Raw genomic sequence first — 20,181 nt, forward strand, 5'->3', positions numbered from 1 at the left:
ATCGCCTATAGCAGCCGCCATGACCACCGACATCCCCGAAGCTGCGGCCCGCCTCGCCACCCTGCGCGACCAGATCGACCGCGCCGCCCGCCTGACCCAGCGCAGCGCTGATGACATCAACCTGATCGCCGTGTCCAAGACCCAGCCGGCCGAAGCGATCCTTCCGCTGATCCACGCCGGCCAGCGCGTCTTCGGCGAAAACCGCGTCCAGGAAAGCCAGGACAAATGGCCCGCCCTGCGCGAGCAATTTTCGGATCTGACCCTGCATCTGGTCGGCCAGTTGCAATCGAACAAGGCGGCCGATGCCGTCGCCCTGTTCGACGTCATCCATTCGCTCGATCGCCTCTCGCTGCTGACCGCGCTCGCCAAGGCGATGGACGCCGCGGGCAAGCGCCTGCCCTGCTTCATCCAGGTGAATATCGGTGCCGAGGAACAGAAGGGCGGCTGTCCGATCGCCGATGTCCCGGCGCTGATCGCCGCCGCGCGCGACGCCGACATCCCGCTGCTCGGCCTGATGTGCGTGCCGCCGGCCGATATGGAGCCCGCCCCCTATTTTGCCCTGCTCGCGAAAATGGCGCGGGAAGAGGGCCTCCCGCGCCTGTCGATGGGCATGTCGGGCGATTTCGAAACCGCCCTGATGCTGGGCGCCACCGACATTCGCGTGGGCACCGCCCTGTTCGGCGAACGCGCCCCCGTCAGCCGCCCCGTTCCCCGGAGCGGCCTGGGGATGATCAAAAACGCCCCCGCAAGGTAATGCCATAGGTGCGGGGTTCGGCCAGATAGGCGGAGATGAGCTGGTTCGCCATCGGCGCCCCTTGCGCGAACTGCCCGGTGGTCGATGTCGCCGGGCTGCTCGACTGGAGCGGGCTGCTGAAGGCGACCTGGGTATAATCCTGGTTGAAGATATTCTGGCCCCAGAATTCGACCGCCCAGCGCTGGTCCTTGCCCCGCAGACCGACGCGCGCGTTGAACACCGCAAAGCCGTCCTGCGCCTTTTCCGGGAACAGGTCGGACCCGGTATTATAATCGCTCATCATGCGGCCATCGATGTAGAAGAGCGCGGACAGGCCGTTCGACCCGATATCGGGGGTCCAGGCCATGCTCGCGGTCGTCACCAGTTGCGGCGCATTGCTGTTGATCGATCCCGGCAGCAGGAACAGTGCCGGATCGAGCGGCACGCTGCCATCGCCGCTGCCGACCAGCCGCTTGGCGAATTTCGCCCGTGCATAGGTCAGGCCGCCGGTCAGGCGGAAATGGCGCACCGGTGAAGCGGTCAGTTCCAATTCCACGCCCTGGCTGATCAGGCCCGGCCCGACATCGCCGGAATCGCAGGTCCGCGCCGCCGACAGGGCGCTGTCACAGCCATTGATATTCTGCACGACGAAGCTGGTGCCGTTGAAGGTGTTCAGCTGGAAATTCTTGAACTCCTGACGGAAGGCCGCGATGTTCGCGCTCCATTTCGGCTGAGTATATTTAAGGCCGATTTCAAAGGCATCGACCTTCTCCGCGGCAAAGCGCAGGCTCGTCACATCGGCATTGGTGCGCGGCGCATAGACCGCCGGCACGCTGTTCAGGCCGGTCGATCCCAGCTGGAAGCGGTCGAGGTTGAAGCCGCCCGCCTTATAGCCCTTGGAATAGCTGCCATAGACCAGCATCTCGTCGATCGGCTTCCACGACAGCACCGCCGTGCCGCTAAACTCTCCGTCGCTGATCTTGTCGTTGAGATCGAGCGCATTGAGCGTCGTCGAGCCATTGCCAAGGCAGCCGAGCGTCAGGATGCCGCCCGCCAGCGCCGCCGCACTGCCCAGCGACGCATTGGTCGCCAGCGTCGGCAGCGAAGAGGCCTGCAACGCCGCGCAGGTCGCGTTGTTGTTATTGAAATCCGAAGAGAATTTCTTCGATTCATGGGTGTAGCGCAGGCCCAGGGTCAGATCGAGCCGCTTGGTGATGTGGATGATATTATGGGTGAAGAGCGCCCAATTCTCGCTCTTCTGGCGATAGATGGAGGCAACGTCACCGGTGCCTTCCGGGATCGCCGCCAGCGCGCGCAGGCCGTTGCCAAGGCCGGTGGAGATCGCCCCCGCCTGCGCCGCCGCGACGCCGGCCGGCAACCCGGCATTGATCAGCGCGGCGGTCAGGCCGGCGTTGAGGTTCGCCTGCGTGCCGCCGATCAGCGCCGACGTGGCAAGACCGCTGCCGCAGGCCGCCAGTTGTGCTGCGGTGAAGTTGCTGTTGACGCCCGCGCCCGCCATCAGGCGGCAGGCAGCAAAGCGGCCATAATCGGCGCCAAAGCGGATATTATCTTCCAGCGTCAGCTTCTCATTGGCGTAATAGCCGCCCACCAGCCAGTCGAGCGCCTCGTTGAAGGCCGAACCCTGCGCCCGCAATTCCTGGGTGAAGGTCTTGAACTGGCGATAGGTGTTGGGATCGCGATAGAGAAGGTCGGCGCCCGAATAGTCATAATCGCCATAGTCGCGGGATTTATAGTCGCGATAGGCGGTGATGCTGGTCAGTTTCGCGCCGCCCAGATCATAGTTGATCTCGCCCGACACGCCCCAGTCCTTGAGCTTGCTGACATAGTCGCGCCCTTCGGTGATGGTCAGCTCGCGATCATAGGGATCGGCGGGGAAGACGCTGCCCTGCCCGGCCAGGATCGCGCCGATGCGGTTGAACGGCGCCGTGCTATAGCCGCCGCCGGTCGCCGGCCGCCGTTCGCGCGTCTCGACATAGGCCGCGCCGCAGCAGCTTTCGTCGCGATTGGTATAATCGCCGATCAGCCGGATCGACAGGGCATCACTGGGTTCGATCAACGCCTGACCGCGCAGGAAATAGCGGTCGCGATCATTGGTATCGCCGACCTTGTTGCCGCTGGCATCGACCAGATCATAGAAACCGTCGCGCTTCGACCAGACGCCGTCCAGGCTCAGCGCAATCCCCTTGGCGATCGGGCCGGTGATGCGCCCGGCCAGGCGCCAATAATCATAATTGCCATAGGTCGCCTCGGCCATGCCGCCCAGGGTGAATTCCGGCGCCTTGCTGACGATGTTGATCAGGCCGGCCGACGCATTGCGGCCGAACAACGTACCCTGCGGCCCGCGCAGCACCTCGACCCGCTCGATCTCGCCCAGATCATTGAGGCCCGCGCCGGTGCGCGAACGATAGACGCCGTCGATGAACACCGCGACCGAGCTTTCCAGGCCGGGATTGTCGCCGACCGTGCCGATGCCGCGAATGCGGGCCGAACCATTGGCCTCCGTCCCGGTCGAAGAGACCAGCAGGGACGGCGCCAGCTGGTTGAGCGCGCGAATATCGTTGGCGCCGCTATTCTGCATCGCCTGCTGGCCGACCGCCGACACCGCGATCGGCACGTCGGACAACGGGCTGGCGCGGCGGGTCGCGGTGACGATGATGTCGACGCTTTCGGTGTCCACCGCCGCCTGCGGCGCGGCATCCTGGGCATGGGCAAGCGGTATGGCGCCCACCAGCGCGACGGCACCGGCGGACAGCAGCCAAAGGCTCTTGTGCATCATGATGTGCATCCTCTCCTGGCCCGCCTGGCTTTTTGCCGGGTCGGGACTATGCGCGATTATGCTGCCACAGTCGGAATAACGCAATATATCGCGTGATTCCGGGCTTTTTCCGCAGTTGCGTGATGATGGCTGCATGGCCCTGTTGCCTAGCAGCAACAATTTAACGCCCGGTTTCCGTAGCGTTTGCTTACGTCAGCGGAAAGCGCAGCAATCGGTCGGAAACGGGTATCAACGCCATTGCACCCGGCCCGACGGCCTTTTGTATCTCGCCATGGCCTGCATCCAGCCCGCCGGTCAGCGCACCCAGCGCCGGCAGGATCAGCTTGGTCGGCGATCCGACGAAGCAGCGGCGCGATACATGCCGGCCGCGCAGCGACAGGCGCAGCTTGGGGTGGAAATGGCCCGATATCTCCGGCCGGGGATCGGCCGGGTCGGCTTCATGCCGCAGCCAGACGCCGTCCACCTCCGCCTCCACCGCGCGGCGTCCGCCCGGCATCTGCGCCACGCCGACGTCATGATTGCCAGTTATCCACAGCCAGTCGAGCCGTTCGGTCAGCGCCTGCAATCGCGCCCGCGCCCGCGGGTCCAGCCGCGCCGCGCCATCGGCATCGTGGAAACTGTCGCCCAGCGACCAGATCGCCCGCGCGCCGGTGCGCGCCGCCAGTGCCTCGATCATGTCCAGCGTCGCCGCGCTGTCGTGCGGCGGCAGGAACTGGCCGAAGCGCGCATACCAGCTCGCCTTCTCGAAATGCAGGTCGGCCACCAGCAGAGCGCCCTGCGCCGGCCAGAACAACGCCGCCTCCGGCAAAGCCAGGAAATCATGACCTGCGAACGAAAGGGGAACCATCGCCCGGCTATGCGCCCTCTTCGCCCGGCTTTCAAGTATGCGCGCCAGCGCCTATAGGGCTCCCCATGTTCACCGTCGCAGCCCTCTACCGTTTCGCCACCTTCGCCGACCCGCAGGCAACAGCCGCCGATCTGCGCCTGCTGTGCGCCGATCTCGGCACCTGCGGCACGCTGATCCTGGCGCGCGAGGGCATCAACGGCACGGTCGCCGGCACGGCCGACGCGATCGAGCGGCTGGTCGCCCATATCCGCGCCCTGCCCGGCTGCGCCGATGTCGACGTCAAATATGCGACCGCCGACAGCGCGCCCTTCGGCAAGATGAAGGTCAAGGTGAAGGCGGAGATCGTGACCCTGGGCGCGGGCGACCTGGACCCCGCCCATCAGGCCGGCGTGCATCTCGATCCTACGGACTGGAATGCGCTGATCGCCGATCCCGACACCGTCATCATCGACACGCGCAACGCCTATGAGGTCGCGGTCGGCACGTTCGAGAATGCGATCGATCCGGCCACCCGCTCCTTCCGCGAATTTCCCGCCTGGTTCGACGATTTCGCCGCCAAGCTGCGCGACGAAGGCCGCAGCCCCAAGATCGCGATGTTCTGCACCGGCGGCATCCGCTGCGAAAAATCGACCGCGCTGGTCAAGGCGCGCGGCTTTGACGAAGTCTATCACCTCAAGGGCGGGATCCTGCGCTATCTGGAGGAAATGCCACAGGCGCAAAGCCGCTGGCAGGGCGACTGCTATGTCTTCGACGAGCGGGTTGCGGTCGGCCACGGCCTGAAACAGGGCCATTATGCCACCTGCAGCGCCTGTGGCCTGCCCTATCCGCGCGATACCGACCATGACTGCCCCGGCGGCGACGCCGACGGCGCCTGGCCGCATCGGGGCTAGTCCGCGCTTTCCACCAGTTCGACCATCTCGAACTGATAGGATGTCCAGCCGCGCATCCGTGCGCCATCGGGCGCGGCCGCGCGCTTCTTCTTCGCCTCGGCCAGCGAGCGGGTATGGCCCCAGAACACTTCGGTCTTGCCATTTTCCAATATGGCGACGATCCGCCAATAATGGGTGAAGGGGTCGGCGGTCGGCCCGATCTTCTTCACATAGCCATCCGGCATGGTGGCGGTCAGATAGCGTTTCCGGCGCGCCATCGGTTCAGGCCTGATAGCGGTGCAGGCCCGCCCCATGCGCCTTCAGCCAGGCGCGCGCCGGGCGCGGATCCTCGCCATAGATGCGCGCATGGGCGGCGTGGAAGGCGGGGCTATGGTCCATGTGCAGCAGATGCGCCAGCTCATGCGCCACGGTCGAACGCCGCACCCAGGCCGGCGCCAGGATCAGCCGCCAGCTATAGCGGATCGCCCCGCTCGACGTGCAACTGCCCCAGCGGCTCCGCGTATCCCCGGTGCCGACCGAGGCGACGATCAGGCCATGATCCTGCGCCATCGCCAGCGTCTCCGCCTCCAGCACGGCCTTCGCCCGCGTCTTGAGCCAGCGCAGCACCCGCGCACCGACCGATTCCGCGGCTCCGCCCAGGATCAGCCGGTCGCCCTCCAGCCGGATCGTCCGGGTCGCCCCCGCGATCCAGCAGATGCGCACCTCGCGCCCTTCCAGCGGGAAGGTCGCGCCATCGCCCAGCAGCGTCACCGCCGGCGTCACCGCCATCTGCGCCCGGACCCAATCCTCATGCCCCTGCGCCCAGCCCAGCGCGCGCTTGAGGTTTGCCCGCGCCGGCAGCGACAGGCGCAATTCGCCACGCAGCCCGTCGATCGTCAGCTTGTAGGCGCGCGCCCGCGCCGACCGGCGCACCCGCACCGGCATGGCGACGCCATCGATCAGGATTTCTGCCTCAGAGCTCTCGGTCGACAAGATGATGTTCCCAATCGCCCGCATCGGCCTCCGCCACGGTCCAGCCGCGCACGGATTCCTTGGCCCGATGCACCGCCTCGCGATCGCCGCAGACCAGATAATGCCAGTCGGGCAGCGGCAGCCCCGCCTCGCGCAGCCGATAGGCACAGGTGCGCGGCAGCCAGCTGATCTGCTTCACCTTGGCCGGGGTCAGCCGCACGCAATCGGGCACGAACCGCCGCCGGTCGGGATAGTTGGTGCATTGGCCGCTATGCCGGTCGAGCAGGCGGCAGGCGACATTGGTCGGATAGATGCGGCCCGTGTCCTCATCCTCCGCCTTGTGCAGGCAGCATTTGCCGCAACCGTCGCACAGCGCTTCCCATTCGGCGCGGTTCAGCTTGTCGAGGGGCTTGTCCCAGAAGTCCAAATGTCACTTGATCCATTTTTCGAGAAAGGCGCGCACGATATCCGGCGCACCCTCGTCCACGTCCGGCGTGCCCGGATCATCCACCGGCACCAGCGCGATCGGCTTGCCGTCCGGCCCGAACAGATAGGGCGTGCGGCTGTGGCTGACCAGATAGTCGCTCGCCCCTTCCGGCTTTTCCGCATTGTAGAGGACGACGAAGTCCTTGGCCACCTTTGCGATCTGTTCCGGCGTGCCGGTCAGGCCGACGAGGCGCGGGTGGAAGGCCGCGACATAGGTTTTCAGCACCGCCGGCGTGTCCCGCTTCGGGTCCACACTGATAAAGATCGGCTGCACCTTCGCGGCGCGGGCGGGCGCTGCCTTCTCGAAGGCACTGAACGCCTGCATGATCCGCTGCAGATCGACCGGGCAGACATCCGGGCAATAGGTATAGCCGAAATAGACGATCCGATACTGGCCCTTATAATCGTCCCAATGCACGGTCTTGCCATCCTGGTCGGTCAGGGTGAAGGGCGCACCGATGCGCGCACCGACCAGATTGCCCTGCTCGCTCTCGCCGCTTGATGCATTGCCGCCAGCCCCCATATTGCATGCCGTCAGCAAGGCCAGAAGCGGCAGGGCGAGCGAGATCAGCGCTTTGTTCATGGTGTCGCCTGCCATGCCTTGCTATGGGCCGATTTGCAAATCGAACGGGGCGCGCGACGATGAAGATTGGGATGAAGAGCGGACTTTCCACCTGGCTGTTTCTGGCGCGGCCTGCCGCCATCACCCTGGCACTGATGGCCCCGGTTGCGGCCCAGGCCCAGTTTTCCAACAATTACAACTTCCTCAAGGCGGTGAAGGACGCCGACGGCGAAAAGGCGACCGACCTGCTGCAGAAGCCGGGTTCGACCGTCATCAACAGCCGTGACGTCACCACCGGCGAAACCGCGCTGCACATCGTCATCGGCCGCCGTGACACGACATGGCTCAACTTCATGCTGTCGAAGGGCGCCAATCCGAACCTGGCCGACAATAATGGCACCACGCCGCTGCTGCTCGCCGTGCAGAACCGGTACGAGGAAGGCGTGCGCCTGCTGCTCGCCCGCGGTGCCCAGGTCGACAAGACCAATGGCAGCGGCGAGACCGCATTGATCCGTGCGGTGCAGCTGCGCGACATCGGCCTGGTCCGCCTGCTGGTGGCGCAGGGCGCCAATGCGGACAAGCGCGACACGATCGCCGGCATGTCCGCCCGCGACTATGCCGAACGCGACAGCCGCACCCCCGGTCTGGTCGAAGCGCTCGATTCCGCCAAGGCCAACGCCGCAGCGCCCAAGGGCCCGGTCCAGGGTCCGGTTTTCTGATATGAAAAAGGGCGGCCTGACCGCCCTTTTCTTTAACCCTTACCAGCCCAATTCCGCCGCATAATCCGGGTCGGCCAGCGCCGACAGGCGGCGAGCGGCGCGGCGGGCAAAGCGCAGCGTCTCTGCCTTGCGCCGGGCGGCGGCCAGCGGCTCGAACGGCGCGGCGCGCACCAGTTCGGCATCATATTGGTCGGCGACGATCAGGCCGGTGCGCGTCGGCCACAGCGCCTCGCTGTCGAACAGGCCGGTGTCGAAGCCCGATGGCACCGCCCAGAAATAGCGGTCGCAATAGTCGAAATAATCCGGCCATTTCATGTCGCCCAGCAGGTCCGCCCGGCTGCACTTGATCTCGACGATGGTCAGGCGCCCGGCGCTGTCGATCGCCATGATGTCGGCCCGCCGGCCATTGGGCAGCGGCACTTCCAATATGCCGTTCATGTCATGGCGGTGGAACAGGCGCAGCGTGCCGCGCGCAACCGCCAGCGCGGTCCCGTCGGTCAGCGGTGAACAGCGATCGGCGTCTTGGGCGGCGTCTTGGATGGTCATGGCACCAGATTAGAACAGGAAGGGAACAAAAGAAAAGACCGATTCGGACATGGGGTCCGAACCGGCCTTCAAAAGGGCGTCACTGTCGCGCGGTGAGCGCGGATCAGCGATAGAAGACGTGATTGTCGATCGACGCCAGCTTGGTCTTGCCCCAGCCCGGCGACACGCGGCGGGCATGGAAGAACAGTGCGCCTTCGGCCTGGCTGTCCCAGCTGTCGTCGAGGGCGATCTGCGCGATCGCAACCGCCTCGCGCCAGGAATCGCTGGCGATGTTGATCGGCGGCATGCCGTGACCACGCACGAAGCTGAACTGGCTCGGCTGATAGATGACGCCGCACAGGCTGCTGGCGAAGCGGCCCGACTTGGCGCGGTTGATGATGACGCGAGCAACGGCCAGCTGGCCCTCCAGCGTTTCACCCTTGGATTCGAAATAGACCGCACCGGCCAGGCACTTCATGTCGCCTTCGACATCCTCGGGAGCGCCTTGCGCATCAACCAGGGCTGCCAGGGTCTCGGCCTTGGGCTCGATATCGGTCGAAAAATTGCTGCCAGCCTTGGAGCCGGAATCCAGCGACTGCGCGACTTCCTGCGGCGCAGCGAAAACGACGGCGGGCTTGGTGCCGGCCGTGGGTGCGCTAGTCAGCGCGGCGGTTTCCGGCAGGGAAACCGTGGACAGGGAGGCCTCGCTGGCGCTCGACATGTCCGACGCCGTAACAGCCGCAGCGGCCGACAGCGTAAATGCCGCGATGATCGCGGCCTTCAGACGAAAACTCATTATTGCTCAAAATCGTGCGGTTATTGGCCAGAAACGTCGATTGTAACCGATATTCTGTGACGTTCGGCCGCCCCCCGTCTGCGTGTTTACCGGCCCGCCCCCCATGGACGAATGCAGGCAACCTGCGCGTTCAGCGTTGGCCGCCATTGCCCGCGCGCGTGCAAGGAGTCAACGATCAGCAGATCGTTTCAGCGGCGAACCGTTCCGCATCCGCGATATCAAGCTCCACCAGCCACAGGTCGGGGTCCGATCTGCGCCGGCGTTCGGCATAGGCGGCGAACGCCTCAGGCCCCTCTTCCGCAGGGGGTCCACAGCGCATCAATGCATGGCCGCCGCGAAAGTTCGATACCCGTTCGAAAATTGCGGATTCCCGCCCCTTGTCCATCACCTGGACCAGGATGACGCCGCTCATTGCATCGCCCTTGGCCAGGATCATGGCAAATCCGCCGGCGGCATTCACCCGCTTCACCAGCGCGCCGACCAGCATCGCGCTGGTCAGCCGCGCGGCCGGACTGTCCTCAGCCATGATATCCCGGCAGCGATGACAGCGGAATCTGCGATCGCATGAAGGTGCCGGTGCCCCGGCCCACCTCTTCCCCGTCCGAATCGAGGATGCTCGCCTCGGCGACATAGACACGGCGCTTGCCGCTGATCCAGCGCCCCTCGGCGCGCAGCTTTCCGGGACCGATCGGCCGGGTGAACAGCAGGTTGAAGGCGGTGGTCAGCAGGAAACGATCGCTGACCAGACTGTTAGCGGCATAGAAGGCCGCATCGTCCAGCATCTTGAAATAGACGGTGCCATGCACCGCGCCGGCGGCATGGAAATGCCGCTCGTCGACCTCGAAATCGATCACCGACCGGCCGGGTTCCGGCACGCGCAGGGTCGACAGGAACAGGTCGTTGATCGGCGCGCTGTTGTAGAGATGCTCCAGCGCGCGAAAATGCGCCGCCTCGCCACTGGCGAGCGCGGCGGCCTCAGGCGGCGTCACGCGCCTCACCACCGGCCAGCAGCGCATGCAGCGCCTCGGCCGACTTGGCACCGCGCAGGCGCGTCACCTGCGCCTCGTCGCGCAGATAGCGGGACACACGCGCCAGCGTCTTGAGATGCTCGGCGCCGCTGTCCTGCGGCGACAGCAGCGCGAACACGATATCGACCGGCGCATCATCGACCGCGTCGAACGGCGCCGGCGGATCGAGCAGCACGACCACGCCGCACATGCGATCGAGGCCCGGCAGCTTGGCATGGGGAATGGCAACGCCGCCACCGAAACCGGTGGAGCCCAGACGCTCGCGCTCCAGCAGCGCATCGGCGGCCGCTTCGGCATCCACGCCATAGGATTGCGCGGCAAGAGCCGCGATCTTCTGGAACAGCATCTTCTTGCCGTTCACAGTCACCTCGGTGGCCAGCGCGTCCGGCGAGACAATATCGTTGAAATGCACCATTTTACTTCCGGGGGCAGCCGAGGCGCGCCCAGCCTGTCGAAAAAAATGCGCGTTGCTCGGAGAAACTAAAGCCCGGCCCCATAGGCCGCCTGCACCCGGAGGTCAACAGGCGGCCCGGCTTGGCAGGGGGTCAGCCGCGCGGCTCGACCCAGCCGATCGTGCCGTCCTGACGGCGATAGACCATATTATAGGCCGACGTTCCGGCATTGAGGAACAGCAGCGCATTGGTGTTGCGCAGGTCCAGCATCATCACCGCGTCGGACACGCTGGCTTCGGGAATGTCGACCCGCGTTTCGGCGACGATCAGGGGCGCATCGGCCACTTCGGCCTCCTCGTCGGCGGCACCGGCGAAGATGGTGTAACCCGCACCGTCGATATCATCGACACTATAGCCATTGGCGCGCTGCGCCTCGGCAGCGGCGGCCTGGATGCTGCGGTCCTTCAGGCGGCGCATATAGCGGCGCAGCTGCTTCTCGATCCGGTCCGATGCCTGGTCGAAGGCGGGATGCGCCTCCTGCGCCTCGCCGGCGCCCTTCAGGATCAGGCCGGTCATCACATGGCAGACGATATCACAATGAAAGGCGCCATGCGGGGCCGGTCGGAAGGTCACCTGGGCGGAAATCGTGCGGGAGAAATATTTCTCGGCTATCGCTTCCAGCCGGTCGCTGACGTGCTGCTTGAGCGCCTCGCCCGTCTCGACCTGATGCCCGGAAACACGGATATCCATATGCCTTCTCCTTATTCTTGCCGGGACGCCGGATCAGCGGCCCGGTTGGCACGTGGCAAACGCCGGCAGGTTCAGGCCGGCGGCGCCTCCTCGAGCCAGAGCGGCTTATCCAGCTTCGCGACGAAAGCGGCATGCCTCTCCAGCTCCTCCGCGCTCGCCGTGAAGACGCGCGCGGGACGAACAGGGCGAACAACGGCGGTTTCCGTCAGTTCCACCCTGACGATCTCTTTCTCTTCCTCCTGTGCAAGACCCAGGCCGATCTGACGGCCGCCGGTCAATTCGACATAGAGCTGCGCCAGCAGTTCGGCGTCGAGCAGCGCGCCATGCTTGACGCGATGGCTGCGGTCGATGCCGTAACGGGTGCAGAGCGCGTCCAGGCTGTGCTTGGCGCCGGGATGCAGGGTGCGAGCGATCGCCACCGTGTCGATCATCCGGTCCATCGACACGGCGTCGCGCGCGCACAGCTTCAATTCGTGATTGAGGAATCCGAAGTCGAAGCGCGCATTATGCGCCACCAGCGGACTGTCCTCCAGGAAATCCATCAGTTCGGCCACGCCCTCGCGGAACAGCGGCTTGTCCGACAGGAACTGGCTCGACAGGCCATGCACCGCCTCGGCGGCGGAGGGCATGTCGCGCTGTGGATTATAATAGGCGTGGAAGGTGCGGCCGGTCGGCACGCGATTGATAAGCTCTATGCACCCGATTTCGACCAGCCGATCGCCGGATGCCGGATCAAATCCCGTCGTTTCGGTGTCGAAAATGATCTCGCGCATCGCCCTTTTGAACCGACTCTCTATGACTCTACTTATCTGCCTGTCCGGGCGCCAAGGCAAGCGACCAGACGCCTGACCTGTGCCCGGGTTGCGGCAAATGTCGTACCCGTGTTGATGATATAGTCTGCCCTTAGCCGCTTTTCAGCATCAGGCAGCTGCAAGTGCAGGATTCTACGAAATTTTGCCACCGTCATGCCTGGCCGGGCCAGCACCCGCCGCCGCTGTTTCCAGGCGGGCGCACTGACGACGATGATCCCCGCCATGCGCCGGTAGCCACCTGTCTCGAACAGCAAGGGCACGTCCAGGATCACGAATTGGCGCGATCGATGGCGTTTGAGGAATCGCCGCCGCGACTCGCCCACGGCGGGATGGACGATCGCCTCCAGTGCCTTGAGTTCCACGGGATGGCCGAACACCGCCGCGCCCAGCTTCGCCCGGTCGACCCCCTGCGGCCCGGTGGTGCCGGGAAAGCGCGCCTCGATCGCCGGGATCAGCCGGCCGCCCGGCCCCTGCAGCCGATGCACCTCGGCATCGGCATCGAACACCGGCACGCCCTCGCGGCGAAACATCGCCGCAACCGCCGACTTGCCCATGCCGATCGAGCCGGTGAGGCCGTAAATCTTCACCCCGTCCCCGTTCAGTCCGCCGCCAGCAGCAGCGCGCGCAGTTCCGCGTCCAGCTCGCGCGGTGCCTCCGCATCGAAGAAGATGTCGAATGCCAGCGCCGCCTGGCCGATCAGCATTTCCAGCCCGTCCAGTGTCTTGAGGCCCCGGTCGCGCGCCGCCTTCAGCAAGCCCGTCTCCAGCGGCGCATAGACGATGTCATAGACGGTCGCGCTGCCCGGCAGCGGCGACAGGTCCAGATCCAGCGCCGGCTGGCCGACCATGCCCAGCGACGTGCTGTTGACCAGCAGGTCGGCGGCCGGCAGCGCATCGGTCATGCCGATCACTTGGCCCTTCACCCCGGCCCGGTCGAGCAGCGCCTGTCCCTTGGCCGGGTCGCGCGCCATGATCGTGATGTCGGGCACGCCCAGGCTGGTGAGCGCGAACAGGATCGCCCGCGCCGCGCCGCCCGCGCCGATCAGCACCGCATGGCGGCCCTTCCACTTGTCGCGCAGCAGCGGCTGCAGGAAGCCGCCGGCATCGGTGTTGGTGCCGATCAGCGGGCCTGCGGTCTCGCTGGCGATGGTGTTCATCGCACCGATCCGGTCGCGCACCCCGCCCGGATCGTCGGTATAGTCCATCACCGCGATCTTGTGGGGAATGGTGACATTGCAGCCCAGCCAGTCGGGATCGGCCCGGCGCTGCAGGAAATAGGCGGACAGCCCCTCGGGCGTCACATGGGTCTTCTTATATTCCGCCTCGATATCCAGCGCCTGCAGCCAGAAATTGTGGATAAGGGGCGATTTGCTGTGGTCGATCGGATCGCCGATCACCTCGGCATAGGGGAGCTTGTCGGTCATGACGCCAGAACGCCCCTTATGCGCAGGAAGTCAAGCAGCGGCAGCAGCGGCAGGCCCTGGATGCCGAACTGGCTGCCTTCCACCCTGGCGAACAGTTGCGCGCCCGGCCCCTCGATCCGATAGCAGCCGACACACCATTGGCATTCGTCCCAGTCGTCCTCCAGATAGGAGTCGATGAATCCGTCGGACAGGGTCCGCACCGTCATCCGCACCCGCTCGACATGGCGCCAGATCGGTTCATTGTTGAGCACGATCACCGCCGCACTGTGGAGATGATGGACCCGCCCCGACAGCAGGCGCAGGATGCGCGCGGCATCCGCCTTGTCGATCGCCTTGTCGATCATCGTCCCGTCGTCGAGAGTCAGGGTCTGGTCGCAGCCCAGCACCAGCGCGCCCGGCACGCGGCGCGACACCTTGAGCGCCTTCAATTCCGCCAGCGCATCGGCCAGCGCGCGACCGTCATGGCCATCGGCGCGCAATGCTTCCTTGGCGGCCTCTTCATCCACACCGGGCGACAGCGCCTCGAACGGCACGCCGGCCGCACTCAGCATGGCGCGCCGGCTGGCGCTCTGCGAGGCTAGGACGATCATGCTTCATTTCCTTCCGCCAGTTCGCGGTCGTTGAACAGGTTGATGATGGCGGCGGCCGCTTCCTCGATCGACCGGCGGGTCATGTCGATCACCGGCCAGCCATTGTCGGCGAACATGCGCCGGGCAAAGGCCAGTTCCTCCTGCACCTTGTCGCTATCCACATAGGCGGTCTCCGGCGCCTGGTTGAGCGACAGCAACCGGTTGCGCCGTATCTGGATCAGCCGCTCGGGACTGATGGTGAGGCCCACCACCATCGGATGCTTCAGGCCATAAAGGCTGCGCGGCGGCGGCGATTCCGGCACCAGCGGGATATTGGCGGTCTTGTAGCCGCGATTGGCAAGATAGATGGAGGTCGGCGTCTTCGATGCGCGCGACACGCCCGCCAGGACGATATCGGCCTCCTCCCAATTCTCATGCCCCACGCCATCATCATGGGCGATGGTGAACTGGATCGCCTCGATCCGCGCGAAATAGGCTTCGTCGAGGATATGTTTGCGGCCCGGCCGGGTCCGGGTTTCCTGCCCCAATATGTTGGACAGGGCATCGGCCACGCTGTCCAGCGCGGCGACATGGGGCAGGCCGAGCGCGCGGCAGCGCGTTTCCAGCCGCCGCCGCAGCACATGGTTGGTGAGCGTGAACAGCACCAGGCCGGGATGGGCGGATATCTCCTCCATGATCCGGTCGAGATGCACTTCGGATCGGACCATCGGCCAGAAATGGCGGATCGCCTCGACATTTTCGAACAGGCCGATCGCCGCCTTGGCGATATTCTCCAGCGTCTCGCCGGTGGAGTCCGAAAGCAGGTGAAGATGGATACGTGACACAGGCATATCTCTGTGAGTCCCCTGTGGATAAAGCAAGGGATAGAGTTGTGGATAACTTTGCAGCCCCATTTCGTCCCCAGAAACCGGAATCTTATCCACAGCCTCTCAACAGGGCCGGAATCTTATCCACAGCCTGTGGGTAATGGGGATGATTCAGATGACTCGCCGCGGAATCGCGTGACTCCAGGAGTCAAGCTGTTGGCAAAAGCGGGGACAGCGCATAAACCCCCGAACCAACAGCCCAACAACCTCAACATTCCTTTTTAAATATCTTTATAAAGTAGAGAGTTCATGACGGGTCCCGACGCTCACGCCGGCGCAGTCAGCGCCAAGCCGCTCCTTTCCGTATTGCGCGGCGCGGTGCCGCCCGTCCCGCCGATGTGGCTCATGCGCCAGGCCGGCCGCTATCTGCCGGAATATCGCGCACTCCGGGCCGACAAGGGCGGCTTCCTCGAACTGGTCTATGACAGCGCCGCCGCGGCAGAGGTCACGCTCCAGCCGCTACGCCGCTTCGGCTTCGACGGCGCCATCCTCTTTTCCGACATCTTGATCGTCCCCTATGCGATGGGACAGGATCTCTGGTTTGAGGCCGGGGAAGGCCCGCGTCTCGCCCCGATCCTGGCGGAGACCGACCTGTCGGCGCTGACACCCGATTTCAGCCGCTATGAGGCTGTGTATGAAACGGTGCGGCAGGTGAAGGCCGCGCTGGACCCGTCGGTGACCTTCCTGGGCTTTGCAGGCAGTCCCTGGACGATCGCCACCTATATGGTCGCGGGACAGGGCAGCAAGGACCAGGGCGCCGCGCGGCGCATGGCTTATCAACAGCCCGATCGCTTCGCCGCGCTGATCGACGCGATCGTCGATGCCACCGTCATCTATCTCTCCGGCCAGATCGAAGCCGGCGTGGAAGCGGTGCAATTGTTCGACAGCTGGGCCGGCAGCCTCGCCCCGCTCCAGTTCGAACGCTGGGTGATAGAGCCCAATGCCGCGATCGTCCGCAAATTGAAGGCGCTCCATCCCGACATTCCGGTGATCGGCTTTCCCAAGGGGGCCGGCGCGAAACTGCCGGCCTATGCGATCGGCACCGGCGTCGATGCGGTGGGTGTGGATGAAACCGTCGACCCGCATTGGGCCAACCAGACGCTGCCCGCCGGGCTTCCGGTGCAGGGCAATCTCGATCCGCTGGCGCTGATTGCCGGCGGTCAGGCGGTGGAACAGGCTGTGGATAACTTGCGCGCCGCCTTTGCCGGCCGGCCTCATATCTTCAACCTGGGCCATGGCATATTGCCCGACACGCCGATCGCCCATGTCGAGGCGCTGATCGCCTATGTGCGCGGAACGGAGACACGCTGATGCCCTATCTCGGCGCTGCCTATCTGTGGGTGAAGGCCGCCCATGTCATCTTCGTCATCTTCCTGATGGCGGGGCTGTTCATGATGCCGCGTTTCTTCGTCTATCATCAGGAAACCGTGCCGGGCTCGGCGGAGGACCAGCGCTGGATCGAGCGTGAGACGCGCCTGCTCAAGATCATCCTCAACCCGTCGCTGATCCTCACCTGGGTCTTCGGCCTGATGCTCATGGTGGAAATCGGCGCCTGGCATTTCGGCTGGTTCCACCTGAAGCTGCTCTTCGTCCTCGCGCTGTCGGGCCATCATGGCTGGATCGCCAGCTATGCAAAGAAGCTCGCACGCGGTCAGCGCAGCCTTGCCGACAAGCAGTTGCGCATGCTGAACGAAGTGCCCGGCATCGCCGCGGCGGTGATCGTCATCATGGTGATCGTCCGCCCCTTCTGACGGTCGTAGCGTAAAGCGTCCGAAAAGATCGGGCGCTTTACTTGGCCTCTGGCGCAAGTCTTCGGACTATGCTTTGCCTCCGCCGGTCCGCATCCTGCGGACTTTCTGTGGGGGTATCATGATTCGTCTGTTTTTCTGCGCGGCCGCGTTGGCCGCGCCGATGGCGGCTGCGCAGCAGCCTGCCGTCACCATCGCGCCTGCCGTCGATGGCAATGTCCTGCGTGCCGGTGCCAAGGTGCCCGTTCGCACGCTGGTCGAACTCACCACCAAGAAGAAGGCGGTGAAGGTCGGCGATCGCGTCAATATCGAGACCGCCGAAGCCGTGATGGTCGGCAATAATGTGGTGATCCCTGCGGGCACGCCCGGCATCGCGGAAATCACCAGCGTGCGGAACAAGGGCATGTGGGGCAAGTCCGGCTTCATCGAGGGCCGCGTGCTCTATGTCCGGCTGGGGGGCCGGCAGGTGCGCTTGACCGGCACCTTCAATGACAAGGGCGTGACCGGCACCGCCGGCGTCGTCGGTGCGATCGCGCTGATCCCGGTCGCCGGCTTCTTCACCACCGGCACCAGCGCCAACATCCCGTCGGGCTCGATCATCCCCGCCTTCCTGGACGAGGATCTGGCCTTCTCGGTCGACAGCGCGGCGGCGACGCCGGCCCCGATCGCCGCGACCCCTGCCGCAACGCCGGCAGAAGGAACCGCCGCTCCGGCCGCTGGCGCGCTCTGATCGACAGGGGGGATCGGGGCCTTCGCCCCGGTCCCTCGGGCTGCTGTCCTACGCCGCCATGGCCATGCTATAGCCGGGATGTCGCCGATCGGGTGACAAGCGAATAGGATCGCCCCCGCGCAACATAATGTCAAAATGTGCGGGAAATGTGCGAAGTTAAGCGGAAGGCGCCCATGAATGACCCGCGCATCTGGTTCGGCCTCAAGCGTATCGGCTGGGGCTATGGTCCCCGCACCTGGGAGGGCTGGGCGGTGGTCGGTCTGCTCGTCCTTGCCGCTGTCCTGCTCAAGCGCGGACTTTCGGCTTAGGCCGGATCGACCGCGATATTGTCGATCAGCCGGGTCTTGCCCAGCTTCGCCGCGCCCAGCAGCCGTGCCGGACGGTCGAGCGTCGCGATCGGCTCCAGGCTGTCTGCGTCGCACAGGGTCACATAGTCGATCGGGTCGAAACCATGGGTCGCCAGCGTGGCGATCGCCTTCGCCAGTGCCGCCTCGACCGGCTCGCCCTTCTCGATCTGCCGCTTCGCCTCACCCAGCGCGCGCGGCAGCGCCAGCGCATCCTTGCGCTCCTGTTCGCTGAGATAGGCATTGCGCGACGACAGCGCCAAACCATCCTCGGCCCGCTGGGTCGGCATGCCGATGATCTCGATGTCCAGATTGGTGTCGGCAACCATGCGACGGATCACGGCGAGCTGCTGATAATCCTTCTCGCCAAAGATCGCGACATCGGGCGCGACCTGGTTGAACAGCTTGGTGACGACCGTGGCGACGCCATCGAAATGGCCCGGCCGCGCCGCGCCATCCAGCCCTTCGCTCACCCCCGACACCCGGATATTGGTGGCATAGCCGGCCGGATACATGACTTCCACGCTTGGCGCCCACAATATGTCGACGCCGGCGGTCTGCAACAGCTGCGCGTCCTTCGCCTCGCGCCGGGGATAGGCGTCCAGATCCTCGTTCGGGCCGAACTGGCGCGGATTGACGAAGATCGACACAACGACATGGCGGCCATGGCGGCGCGCTTCCTCGACCAGCGCCATATGGCCGTCATGCAGCGCCCCCATGGTGGGGACCAGCGCCAGCGTCTTTCCGTCGGACTTCAGCGCGGCGATGGCGGCACGCAGGGCGGGAAGGTCACGGAGAATTTGCACGGGACGAGGGGCTCCGATAAGGGCAGGGACACAGGGGCGTCCTGCTAGGCTTCGCGCCACGGGACCGTCAAGAATCTAGAGCGACAAACACGGGGTTATCAAGGTCCGATGGCGAACGCGCAAACGCACCTCATCGTCTTCGCCAATGAAAAGGGCGGAACCGGCAAGTCGACGACCGCCGTCCACACGGCGATCGCGCTGACCGCGCTCGGCCATAGCGTCGGCCTGATCGATCTCGACCCGCGCCAGCGCACCGTCACCCGCTATATGGAAAACCGCGCCGAAACCGCGCGCCGCCGCGGCATCGACCTGTCGGCACCCGACTTTGCGGTGTTTCAGGGCGACAATGTCGCTGCGCTTGACGAACAGGCGGCAGCGGTTGCCGAGGGCAAGGATTTCCTGATCGTCGACACGCCCGGCCGCGACGATGATTTCGCCCGGCATATGGCGGCCCGCGCCAACACGCTGGTCACGCCGATGAACGACAGTTTCGTCGATTTCGACCTGATCGGCCAGGTCGATGCCGAAACCTTCCGGGTGCGCCGCCTGTCCTTCTATTCCGAACTCATCTTCGAAGCGCGCAAGTCCCGCGCCAAGGCCGATGGCGTGTCGATCGACTGGGTGGTGCTGCGCAACCGCGTCCAGCATCATGATGCCCGCAACAAGAAGCGCGTCGGCGATGCGCTGATGGAATTGTCGCGCCGGGTCGGCTTCCGGGTCATTCCCGGATTGTCGGAACGCGTCATCTTCCGCGAACTCTTCCCCTCGGGCCTGACCCTGCTCGACAAGGGACATCTGGGCGACCTGGGCATCAGCCACATCGCCGCGCGCCAGGAATTGCGCGAGATGGTGGCCGGATTGGCCTTGCCGACCGGCGATCATGCCGCGTCCGTGGACATGCTCGGCGCCGCCTGATGGGGCTGATCGCGCTGGTGCTGATCGGCCTGGCGGGCTGGCTCATCTGGACCGGGAGATTGCAGCGCATGTCGACCAAGGATGGCATGGCATTGGGGGCGGCACTGGTCGGCGCGGTGCTGGCGGCCAAGGGCAAGCCGGCGCTCGGCGCGCCGATCCTGCTGGGCGCCGCCCTCTTCTTCGCGTCGCAGGGCAAGGCGAAGAAGGGCGCTAACCGCGCCAGGCGCAAGGCTGCGCCGCCGGTGCAGACTGACAGGGCCGACGTGGAGGGCGCCCGCGCCCTGCTCGGCCTGTCGGCGGATGCTCGCGCGACCGATATCCGCGCCGCACATCGCCGCCTGATCGCCTCGGTCCATCCCGACAAGGGTGGAACCGAAGCGCTGGCTGCCCAGATCAATGCCGCGCGCGACCTGTTGCTCGCCGACCTTGCCGAGCGGGATCGTCCGTCCGCCGGCTGATTGCTCCAGAAAG

The 20,181-nt window shown here is 65.4% G+C and carries 27 protein-coding genes; 9 read left to right on the plus strand and 18 right to left on the minus strand.

Annotated elements, in window-relative coordinates:
* The first annotated feature begins 19 nt into the window (after positions 1-19).
* Entirely contained in the window at positions 20-754 is a 735-nt protein-coding gene (locus U0025_RS19560; protein WP_004209183.1) for a YggS family pyridoxal phosphate-dependent enzyme, read from the plus strand.
* On the opposite strand, the gene U0025_RS19565 is transcribed toward U0025_RS19560, so the two are convergent.
* Both U0025_RS19565 and pdeM read right to left on the minus strand, forming a co-directional pair.
* Positions 732-3,527, minus strand: a complete 2,796-nt coding sequence (locus U0025_RS19565; protein ID WP_174320770.1) for a TonB-dependent receptor — start codon at positions 3,525-3,527, stop codon at positions 732-734. The genes U0025_RS19560 and U0025_RS19565 overlap by 23 nt on opposite strands.
* 190 nt (positions 3,528-3,717) lie before the next feature.
* Complete coding sequence (gene pdeM / locus U0025_RS19570) at positions 3,718-4,377, minus strand: ligase-associated DNA damage response endonuclease PdeM (RefSeq protein ID WP_037490677.1); 660 nt, start codon at positions 4,375-4,377, stop codon at positions 3,718-3,720.
* A 65-nt stretch (positions 4,378-4,442) separates the two neighbouring features.
* Between pdeM and trhO the strand changes: the two genes are divergently transcribed.
* Entirely contained in the window at positions 4,443-5,267 is an 825-nt protein-coding gene (trhO, locus tag U0025_RS19575) for an oxygen-dependent tRNA uridine(34) hydroxylase TrhO (protein WP_004209187.1), read from the plus strand.
* Here the strand turns inward: trhO and U0025_RS19580 are convergent.
* The 4 genes from U0025_RS19580 to U0025_RS19595 are packed head-to-tail and all read right to left on the minus strand — an operon-like array spanning position 5,264 to position 7,302.
* Positions 5,264-5,524 carry a hypothetical protein gene (locus U0025_RS19580; RefSeq protein ID WP_004209188.1) on the minus strand — a complete coding sequence of 87 codons (261 nt, stop codon included), beginning with the start codon at positions 5,522-5,524 and terminating at the stop codon, positions 5,264-5,266. The two genes, trhO and U0025_RS19580, sit on opposite strands and share 4 nt — an antisense overlap.
* A gap of 4 nt (positions 5,525-5,528) precedes the next feature.
* Positions 5,529-6,263, minus strand: coding sequence for a M48 family metallopeptidase (locus tag U0025_RS19585; RefSeq protein ID WP_004209189.1), 735 nt, complete (start codon positions 6,261-6,263; stop codon positions 5,529-5,531).
* A complete protein-coding gene (locus U0025_RS19590; RefSeq protein WP_004209190.1) occupies positions 6,220-6,645 on the minus strand; it encodes a YcgN family cysteine cluster protein in 426 nt (141 codons plus the stop codon). The genes U0025_RS19585 and U0025_RS19590 overlap by 44 nt, the downstream gene beginning before the upstream one ends.
* A 3-nt stretch (positions 6,646-6,648) precedes the next feature.
* The gene (locus U0025_RS19595; RefSeq protein ID WP_037490681.1) at positions 6,649-7,302 is read right to left on the minus strand and encodes an SCO family protein; all 654 of its coding nucleotides are present in this window, start codon (positions 7,300-7,302) and stop codon (positions 6,649-6,651) included.
* 44 nt (positions 7,303-7,346) lie between these two features.
* Here U0025_RS19595 and U0025_RS19600 point away from each other — a divergent pair, with 44 nt between their 5' ends.
* Positions 7,347-7,985: an ankyrin repeat domain-containing protein gene (locus tag U0025_RS19600; RefSeq protein ID WP_004209192.1), complete on the plus strand. Its 639-nt coding sequence runs from the start codon at positions 7,347-7,349 to the stop codon at positions 7,983-7,985.
* Positions 7,986-8,024: 39 nt separating this feature from the next.
* Here U0025_RS19600 and U0025_RS19605 read toward each other — a convergent pair whose 3' ends face one another.
* The 11 genes from U0025_RS19605 to U0025_RS19655 form a co-directional block, all read right to left on the minus strand.
* Entirely contained in the window at positions 8,025-8,531 is a 507-nt protein-coding gene (locus U0025_RS19605; RefSeq protein WP_004209193.1) for an MmcB family DNA repair protein, read from the minus strand.
* A 103-nt stretch (positions 8,532-8,634) separates the two neighbouring features.
* Positions 8,635-9,306 carry a cell wall hydrolase gene (locus U0025_RS19610; protein WP_004209194.1) on the minus strand — a complete coding sequence of 224 codons (672 nt, stop codon included), beginning with the start codon at positions 9,304-9,306 and terminating at the stop codon, positions 8,635-8,637.
* Positions 9,307-9,481: 175 nt separating this feature from the next.
* Positions 9,482-9,832, minus strand: a complete 351-nt coding sequence (locus U0025_RS19615; RefSeq protein WP_004209195.1) for a DUF1491 family protein — start codon at positions 9,830-9,832, stop codon at positions 9,482-9,484.
* Entirely contained in the window at positions 9,825-10,322 is a 498-nt protein-coding gene (locus U0025_RS19620) for a PaaI family thioesterase (protein ID WP_004209196.1), read from the minus strand. Before U0025_RS19620 ends, U0025_RS19615 begins: the two co-directional genes overlap by 8 nt.
* Positions 10,282-10,749: a PTS sugar transporter subunit IIA gene (locus U0025_RS19625; RefSeq protein WP_004209197.1), complete on the minus strand. Its 468-nt coding sequence runs from the start codon at positions 10,747-10,749 to the stop codon at positions 10,282-10,284. The genes U0025_RS19620 and U0025_RS19625 overlap by 41 nt, the downstream gene beginning before the upstream one ends.
* Positions 10,750-10,879: 130 nt before the next feature.
* Positions 10,880-11,476, minus strand: a complete 597-nt coding sequence (hpf, locus tag U0025_RS19630; protein WP_004209198.1) for a ribosome hibernation-promoting factor, HPF/YfiA family — start codon at positions 11,474-11,476, stop codon at positions 10,880-10,882.
* Between the two features lie 71 nt (positions 11,477-11,547).
* Positions 11,548-12,249 carry a DNA polymerase III subunit epsilon gene (gene dnaQ, locus U0025_RS19635; RefSeq protein WP_004209199.1) on the minus strand — a complete coding sequence of 234 codons (702 nt, stop codon included), beginning with the start codon at positions 12,247-12,249 and terminating at the stop codon, positions 11,548-11,550.
* 32 nt (positions 12,250-12,281) lie between these two features.
* The gene (gene coaE, locus U0025_RS19640) at positions 12,282-12,875 is read right to left on the minus strand and encodes a dephospho-CoA kinase (RefSeq protein WP_004209200.1); all 594 of its coding nucleotides are present in this window, start codon (positions 12,873-12,875) and stop codon (positions 12,282-12,284) included.
* A gap of 11 nt (positions 12,876-12,886) precedes the next feature.
* Positions 12,887-13,711, minus strand: coding sequence for a shikimate dehydrogenase (gene aroE / locus U0025_RS19645; RefSeq protein ID WP_004209201.1), 825 nt, complete (start codon positions 13,709-13,711; stop codon positions 12,887-12,889).
* Positions 13,708-14,301, minus strand: coding sequence for a Maf family protein (locus U0025_RS19650; protein ID WP_004209202.1), 594 nt, complete (start codon positions 14,299-14,301; stop codon positions 13,708-13,710). Before U0025_RS19650 ends, aroE begins: the two co-directional genes overlap by 4 nt.
* On the minus strand, positions 14,298-15,125 hold the full coding sequence (locus U0025_RS19655; RefSeq protein WP_026108809.1) for a pyruvate, water dikinase regulatory protein: 828 nt from the start codon (positions 15,123-15,125) through the stop codon (positions 14,298-14,300). The genes U0025_RS19650 and U0025_RS19655 overlap by 4 nt, the downstream gene beginning before the upstream one ends.
* Positions 15,126-15,416: 291 nt before the next feature.
* Here U0025_RS19655 and hemE point away from each other — a divergent pair, with 291 nt between their 5' ends.
* The 4 genes from hemE (at position 15,417) to U0025_RS19675 (ending at position 17,953) form a co-directional block, all read left to right on the plus strand.
* Positions 15,417-16,478 (plus strand): uroporphyrinogen decarboxylase, encoded by a 1,062-nt coding sequence (gene hemE, locus U0025_RS19660; RefSeq protein ID WP_004209204.1) that lies wholly within the window; start codon positions 15,417-15,419, stop codon positions 16,476-16,478.
* Positions 16,478-16,918 (plus strand): CopD family protein, encoded by a 441-nt coding sequence (locus tag U0025_RS19665; protein WP_004209205.1) that lies wholly within the window; start codon positions 16,478-16,480, stop codon positions 16,916-16,918. Before hemE ends, U0025_RS19665 begins: the two co-directional genes overlap by 1 nt.
* A gap of 118 nt (positions 16,919-17,036) precedes the next feature.
* Positions 17,037-17,645, plus strand: coding sequence for a hypothetical protein (locus tag U0025_RS19670; RefSeq protein WP_004209206.1), 609 nt, complete (start codon positions 17,037-17,039; stop codon positions 17,643-17,645).
* A gap of 173 nt (positions 17,646-17,818) precedes the next feature.
* Positions 17,819-17,953 (plus strand): hypothetical protein, encoded by a 135-nt coding sequence (locus U0025_RS19675; RefSeq protein ID WP_004209207.1) that lies wholly within the window; start codon positions 17,819-17,821, stop codon positions 17,951-17,953.
* On the opposite strand, the gene panC is transcribed toward U0025_RS19675, so the two are convergent.
* Positions 17,950-18,795 carry a pantoate--beta-alanine ligase gene (gene panC, locus U0025_RS19680; RefSeq protein WP_004209208.1) on the minus strand — a complete coding sequence of 282 codons (846 nt, stop codon included), beginning with the start codon at positions 18,793-18,795 and terminating at the stop codon, positions 17,950-17,952. The genes U0025_RS19675 and panC overlap by 4 nt on opposite strands.
* A 108-nt stretch (positions 18,796-18,903) precedes the next feature.
* On the opposite strand from panC, the gene U0025_RS19685 reads away from it, so the two are divergent.
* Both U0025_RS19685 and U0025_RS19690 read left to right on the plus strand, forming a co-directional pair.
* Entirely contained in the window at positions 18,904-19,710 is an 807-nt protein-coding gene (locus tag U0025_RS19685; protein ID WP_004209209.1) for a division plane positioning ATPase MipZ, read from the plus strand.
* Complete coding sequence (locus U0025_RS19690) at positions 19,710-20,168, plus strand: J domain-containing protein (RefSeq protein ID WP_004209210.1); 459 nt, start codon at positions 19,710-19,712, stop codon at positions 20,166-20,168. Before U0025_RS19685 ends, U0025_RS19690 begins: the two co-directional genes overlap by 1 nt.
* Positions 20,169-20,181: the final 13 nt, after the last annotated feature.

The organism is Sphingobium yanoikuyae (assembly GCF_034424525.1).
GTDB lineage: Bacteria > Pseudomonadota > Alphaproteobacteria > Sphingomonadales > Sphingomonadaceae > Sphingobium > Sphingobium yanoikuyae.

Excerpts from the sequence above, each read along its gene's own strand:
- U0025_RS19560 (WP_004209183.1), top strand. The coding sequence starts at position 20 with ATGACCACCGACATCCCCGAAGCTGCGGCCCGCCTCGCCACCCTGCGC.
- U0025_RS19565 (WP_174320770.1), bottom strand. The coding sequence starts at position 3,527 with ATGCACAAGAGCCTTTGGCTGCTGTCCGCCGGTGCCGTCGCGCTGGTG.
- pdeM (WP_037490677.1), bottom strand. The coding sequence starts at position 4,377 with ATGGTTCCCCTTTCGTTCGCAGGTCATGATTTCCTGGCTTTGCCGGAG.
- trhO (WP_004209187.1), top strand. The coding sequence starts at position 4,443 with ATGTTCACCGTCGCAGCCCTCTACCGTTTCGCCACCTTCGCCGACCCG.
- U0025_RS19580 (WP_004209188.1), bottom strand. The coding sequence starts at position 5,524 with ATGGCGCGCCGGAAACGCTATCTGACCGCCACCATGCCGGATGGCTAT.
- U0025_RS19585 (WP_004209189.1), bottom strand. The coding sequence starts at position 6,263 with ATGCGGGCGATTGGGAACATCATCTTGTCGACCGAGAGCTCTGAGGCA.
- U0025_RS19595 (WP_037490681.1), bottom strand. The coding sequence starts at position 7,302 with ATGGCAGGCGACACCATGAACAAAGCGCTGATCTCGCTCGCCCTGCCG.
- U0025_RS19600 (WP_004209192.1), top strand. The coding sequence starts at position 7,347 with ATGAAGATTGGGATGAAGAGCGGACTTTCCACCTGGCTGTTTCTGGCG.
- U0025_RS19605 (WP_004209193.1), bottom strand. The coding sequence starts at position 8,531 with ATGACCATCCAAGACGCCGCCCAAGACGCCGATCGCTGTTCACCGCTG.
- U0025_RS19610 (WP_004209194.1), bottom strand. The coding sequence starts at position 9,306 with ATGAGTTTTCGTCTGAAGGCCGCGATCATCGCGGCATTTACGCTGTCG.
- U0025_RS19615 (WP_004209195.1), bottom strand. The coding sequence starts at position 9,832 with ATGGCTGAGGACAGTCCGGCCGCGCGGCTGACCAGCGCGATGCTGGTC.
- U0025_RS19620 (WP_004209196.1), bottom strand. The coding sequence starts at position 10,322 with ATGCGCTGCTGGCCGGTGGTGAGGCGCGTGACGCCGCCTGAGGCCGCC.
- U0025_RS19625 (WP_004209197.1), bottom strand. The coding sequence starts at position 10,749 with ATGGTGCATTTCAACGATATTGTCTCGCCGGACGCGCTGGCCACCGAG.
- hpf (WP_004209198.1), bottom strand. The coding sequence starts at position 11,476 with ATGGATATCCGTGTTTCCGGGCATCAGGTCGAGACGGGCGAGGCGCTC.
- dnaQ (WP_004209199.1), bottom strand. The coding sequence starts at position 12,249 with ATGCGCGAGATCATTTTCGACACCGAAACGACGGGATTTGATCCGGCA.
- aroE (WP_004209201.1), bottom strand. The coding sequence starts at position 13,711 with ATGACCGACAAGCTCCCCTATGCCGAGGTGATCGGCGATCCGATCGAC.
- U0025_RS19650 (WP_004209202.1), bottom strand. The coding sequence starts at position 14,301 with ATGATCGTCCTAGCCTCGCAGAGCGCCAGCCGGCGCGCCATGCTGAGT.
- hemE (WP_004209204.1), top strand. The coding sequence starts at position 15,417 with ATGACGGGTCCCGACGCTCACGCCGGCGCAGTCAGCGCCAAGCCGCTC.
- U0025_RS19665 (WP_004209205.1), top strand. The coding sequence starts at position 16,478 with ATGCCCTATCTCGGCGCTGCCTATCTGTGGGTGAAGGCCGCCCATGTC.
- U0025_RS19670 (WP_004209206.1), top strand. The coding sequence starts at position 17,037 with ATGATTCGTCTGTTTTTCTGCGCGGCCGCGTTGGCCGCGCCGATGGCG.
- U0025_RS19675 (WP_004209207.1), top strand. The coding sequence starts at position 17,819 with ATGAATGACCCGCGCATCTGGTTCGGCCTCAAGCGTATCGGCTGGGGC.
- U0025_RS19685 (WP_004209209.1), top strand. The coding sequence starts at position 18,904 with ATGGCGAACGCGCAAACGCACCTCATCGTCTTCGCCAATGAAAAGGGC.
- U0025_RS19690 (WP_004209210.1), top strand. The coding sequence starts at position 19,710 with ATGGGGCTGATCGCGCTGGTGCTGATCGGCCTGGCGGGCTGGCTCATC.